This is a genomic window from Planktothrix sp. FACHB-1355, assembly GCF_014748295.1.
GTDB classification, from domain to species: Bacteria; Cyanobacteriota; Cyanobacteriia; order Cyanobacteriales; family Aerosakkonemataceae; genus Aerosakkonema; species Aerosakkonema funiforme_A.
This window is the reverse complement of record NZ_JACJUP010000452.1, coordinates 1-4873: the sequence shown is the minus strand read 5'-3', so window position 1 is coordinate 4873 and position 4873 is coordinate 1. Positions and strand designations below refer to the sequence as shown.

Annotated in this window: 1 protein-coding gene and 1 pseudogene; one reads left to right on the top strand and one right to left on the bottom strand. The window is 45.0% G+C overall.

The features are described 5' to 3' along the window. Positions 1-109: 109 nt before the first annotated feature. Positions 110-3523, bottom strand: a complete 3414-nt coding sequence (locus tag H6S82_RS18155; protein ID WP_190466684.1) for an EAL domain-containing protein — start codon at positions 3521-3523, stop codon at positions 110-112. Between the two features lie 592 nt (positions 3524-4115). On the opposite strand from H6S82_RS18155, the pseudogene H6S82_RS18150 reads away from it, so the two are divergent. Continuing rightward, positions 4116-4873: pseudogene (locus H6S82_RS18150) on the top strand (penicillin-binding protein 2); the annotation flags it as partial.

Genomic DNA, 4873 nt, shown 5'->3' with positions numbered 1-4873 from the left:
AGGATATTACCTTGTAGGGCGATGGCAAAAGTATTGACAGAGGCTGTATGTCCGGTCAGGTTATGTACGCATTTCCAATCCACCGCAAATTCTCACTAAAAAAAGCTTTTCACTTGACCAAATTTTTTTCTAGAAAACCTGAAGCAGCTTTGCTATCTAAGGGTTTAGCGAAAAAGTAGCCTTGCCCGTATTCGCATTTTAACGCCTCAAGGAGCGCTATTTGTTCAAGATTTTCTACTCCTTCCGCTATCACATCCATTCCTAAATTATGAGCCAAATTGACAATCACCCGCACAATTTCTAAATTTTCGGTATCCACACTCATTCGACTGACAAAAGAACGATCGATCTTTAAAGTATCGATCGGAAAACGGTGCAGATAGCTTAGGGATGAATAACCCGTTCCGAAATCATCGATCGACAGTTGAATTTTTCTTTGTTTCAGTTCTTTAAGCAGACCGATCGCGAATTCCGTATTGCTCATAATCGTGCTTTCTGTAATCTCCAGTTTCAGGGTATTTGGCGCTATCCAAATTTCTTGGAGAATTTCATCAATTTGGGCAATAAAATTCTGTTCTCCCAACTGAATTGGCGATAAGTTGACGCTGACAGTCAAATTACGGCCAAATTCGCGTTGCCAGATTCGCAGCTGGCGACAAGCCGATCGCAATACCCACTGACCGATGGGAACGATCAGTCTCGTTTCTTCCGCTACCGGGACAAACTCAGACGGGGGAACTAGACCCCGTGTGGGGTGGAACCAACGCAGCAGCGCCTCGAAACCGATAACTTGGCCAGTTGACACAGAGACGATCGGTTGGTATCGCAGCTCGAACTCCTGCCGCTCAATAGCTCGTCGCAAGTCTGTGTCCAGCTGCAAGCGAGCTACGGCAATAGCGTGCCATTCTGGCTGAAATACGATCGGGCCTCCACATCCCCTAGCTTGGTGCATAGCTGTATCGGCAGCTCGCAGGAAGTCTTCGGGGCGATCGTAATCTGGGGAACCAAATAAATTTGCGCCGATGGCAATACCGATGCTGCAAGTGCAGTATATTTCGTGGCCATCCAAATTGAAGGGCAACAAGAGCCGATTGTAAATGCGATCGGCTATATTCTTGACAACATCGGCATCGTGGATATTCTTCAGCAAAATTGCAAACTCATCTCTACCAAGATAAGCAACCTTATCTGTGTTATCTGTGCATCTCAAACACGCCTCGATTTGGCGAGAAGTAGCAATTAACAATTTATCTGCCATCAGATGTCCAAGGCTGGATTTAACAACCTCAAAACGGTCTAAACTGAGCAGAAGTACGGCGAAATTAGCGATTTGCCGATCGGAATTAATTTGAGATTGTTTGAGTATTTCAGATTCGGGTTTGCGTTTTTCAATTTGGTATGGGGAACCAGCAACCTGCCTTTGAGATTTGATTTTCTCTTCTTCTACTTGCAATTGTAAATCTGAAATTTGCGTTCCTTGCAAAACTTTTCCTAGATTTTCTAAGAACCAAGCGCGGTTTGGCAGTCCCGTCAGCGCATCGTAAAACGCATACCTCATGCGTTCTTCCTGAGCTTGTCTGCGCTCGGTAATATCTTGAACCATGAGAAGATGACCGAACACTTTCCCATCAGTTTCCTTCAGGGGGGTATTCTGCCATTCGCAAAGGATTATCTTGCCATTTTTTGTGATATTTTCGTTAACGCTGTGGGCGGTCATATCCCCTTGTTCAAGGCGCTGCAAAATTATATCCACTTCAGCTTTTGCTGATTCTGGCACAATTAGGGAAATTTTTTTGCCCAGAACTTCTTCTTTCGCAAAACCGAATATTGTTTCGGCAGCCGGATTCCAATCTAAGAAATGAAAGTCTTTATCCGTGAGAATGAATCCTATAGGCATCCGCTCTATTTGCAATTCTCGAAACTTCTCTAATTGTTGAGTTTGTTGGTAGAGTTGGGCGTTCACAATTGCCATTGCACAACGTTCTGCTGTAATTTGCAGCAGATGGGTTTCGCGATCGCTGTAAGGATGGATGTCGAACCATCCCAGATGAAGAACGCCAACACAACTGTCGTTGCGCTTGAGCGGTACGCCTAACATTGAACGAATACCCATATTTAAGATGAATTGTAAGCTAGTAGGTTGCAATATTTCTACAGTGGGACTCTTCAAGGGATCTTCTACATACAGTGGTTGCAAACTTGCGGCAATAGTTCCTGCAAAGCCTTCCCCGATTGGCATTGTATAGTTAGTACTAACTTCCTGGCTGACTCCCATACCGAAGGCGTACTTTAAAACGCCATTATCTGCCAATAAAATTACTGCTATATCTGCTGCGAGTACTTCTACAATTTGCTTAAGCAGCTTATCCAAAAGTTGTTCGAGATTCAACGTGCTGGGAGCATTGGCAGTTACTTCTGTAAGTGCAGCTAAGTCTTGAGTATCGCGTCTGAGTTGTTCGAGCAGCTGGAAGCGTTCGTGTTCTGCTTGTTTGTAATCGGTTAGATCTCTTAGTATGCTAATCAAACCTAGCAAGTTGCCTTGGCAGTCACTATAAGGGCTTTTGCTAATTATAAGTATCCGGTCGGAGCCTATTAATGTATCAATTCTTTCGTAAGTTTCCGTTTCTTTGGTGACGATGACTCTGCGATCGCTCTCTCTTATTTGTTGGGCTATTTCACGTGGGAATAATTCCCAGTCATGCTTACCAATTATTTTATTAACTGATTTACCCACATAGTTAGCGGCGGCGGTATTAACCATCAAATACTGCCCTTGAAGATTTTTGACAAAAACCGCATCTGTCATTCCTTCAATTACTGCTCGTAAAATGTTATTGCTTTGTTCTGGTAAATTTTGTTCGGTTTCGTTAGCAGATATGCTAAGATCTAGGACTCTACTTTGGTAGTATAACAGCACGCCAAATTTATCGCGAACTGCCTGGATGTTTTCCACTGTCCAGATAATACAGCCGTCAGGTCGGTAAACCTCGAATTCGACTCGCAGTACAGTATCAACTTGTTGTAACTTTTTGAGAACATCGGTACGCTTGCTGGGGTCTACATCTAATTTTTGCCAGCTGAGTTTGGCCAGCAGTTCCTCTGGGCTGGAGTAACCGTATATTTTTGCTAATGCAGAATTTACCTGAAGAAAATGTCCGTCTGGGGCTACTTGATAGAAACCTTCATCGGCCCGATCGAATATGCTGTGATACTGCTGTTTGAGTAGGTGCAGCTGGCGTTGAAGGCGGTTACTGACCTCATACAGAAACCAACTGGTCAGCAGTATAAAAATCCAACCTTTGAACGTCTGTAGATAAGTTAAAAGAGTTTTGTCATTTGTCAAAAGCTTCAGCAGCTGGTCAGAACATACAATCCAAAGGCTGCTTAAGAAGGCGTAAAAGAATATGTTACGTCCCAATTGGTGTGCTGACAAAGCTGTGCCTTTCATCGAATTTTCCCTGATGAATATTTGATTATCTTGTGGATAAGGCGCTTTAGTAGCTGTCCGAGTTGTCCGTGGCATAGTTGCCTCGTGTGGCGGTTTAAAAAAGTTGCCACCGCACGATCCGGAATAAGATGGGTTATATGAAAACCCGGCTTTTGAAGTTTTCCTTCTAGCTTAATGTTTATGCACGGTTGTAACAACAAGGAATAAGGCAAAAGCGGTAGCTTTCGATAGATTATATAGTTTTTCAAGGAAGGGAAAAGTTTGCCTCCGATTATCTTGATTTTGTTGCTGCTGGCTGTGGGTTGGTGGTTTACTGACTTTCTAGTATTAATTCCCCTAGAATTCATAAGGAATTTCAGCATACCCAGCTGGATTGGCTTGTTAACGATCGCGCTTTTACTTTGCTGGTGCTTCGGCGAATAAGTTGCGCTCACAGAAGTAATTTAACTCGCCCTCTGGGGTTGTGGGGTGTGGGGTGTGGGGTGTGGGGGAGTCAAAAGTCACTCAATCAGAGGGAGTGGGAGGGGGGAGTTCTTGTTTTGACTGAGTGACTTTTGACTTTTCTGGCGTCCCGCAAGTCTGCCAACGCCAGATTCCGGATCGAGAAGAGAGTGCGATGCACAGTCTCATAACACACTTCTCGATCGCAAAACAGTAAGGCGTGAAAATGTCTGGCAGACTTCCTTTCTCTTCTCGATCGCGTTTTACTCGTACCGCAAACATATCGGGCTGGCAGAACACAGCTTTGCCGCGAAAAGTTGTAAACGCACCAGCCGGAAACCGATCGCTGCGGGCGATTGGGTTAATGTCGATCGCCACCCTTTTCATGAGCGTTTGTATCGCTCGCTTGGTACAACTACAACTAATTGAAGGCGACTACCACCGAAAAAGAGCAGAAAACAACCGAGTTCGCTTAGTTCCGATCGCCGCAGAACGAGGTCTCATTACCGATCGAAAAGGCAAACTCATCGCGGCAAATCGCCTCTCCCGGTCTGTGTATTTGTGGCCAAAGGAACAATCTCCCGCTCAGTGGCAAGTTACAGCCGTCGAGCTGAGCCGTGTATTGAATCTGAAGAGCGATGAAATCCTACAAAAGTTAGGGCAAGCTGACTATACATCCGCAATGCCCGTGCGAATCAGCCAGAATCTGACTCCAGAAGCTTTTATCGCCCTAGAAGAGCGATCGGCTCAATTTCCTGGATTGGAAATCAGAATAGAATCGAACCGCTACTATCCACATGAAAATTTAGCTGCCCATCTCTTGGGATACATTGGCGAAGCGACGGCGACAGAAATGAAAGCTCACCCGGAATTTCCCGTCGGGATGATTGTCGGTAAAGCGGGTATCGAACGCATCGCCGACCCACAGTTGCGAGGTATCTGGGGCAGTCGTTTAATTGAGGTGGATGCCAGACGGCGAGAATT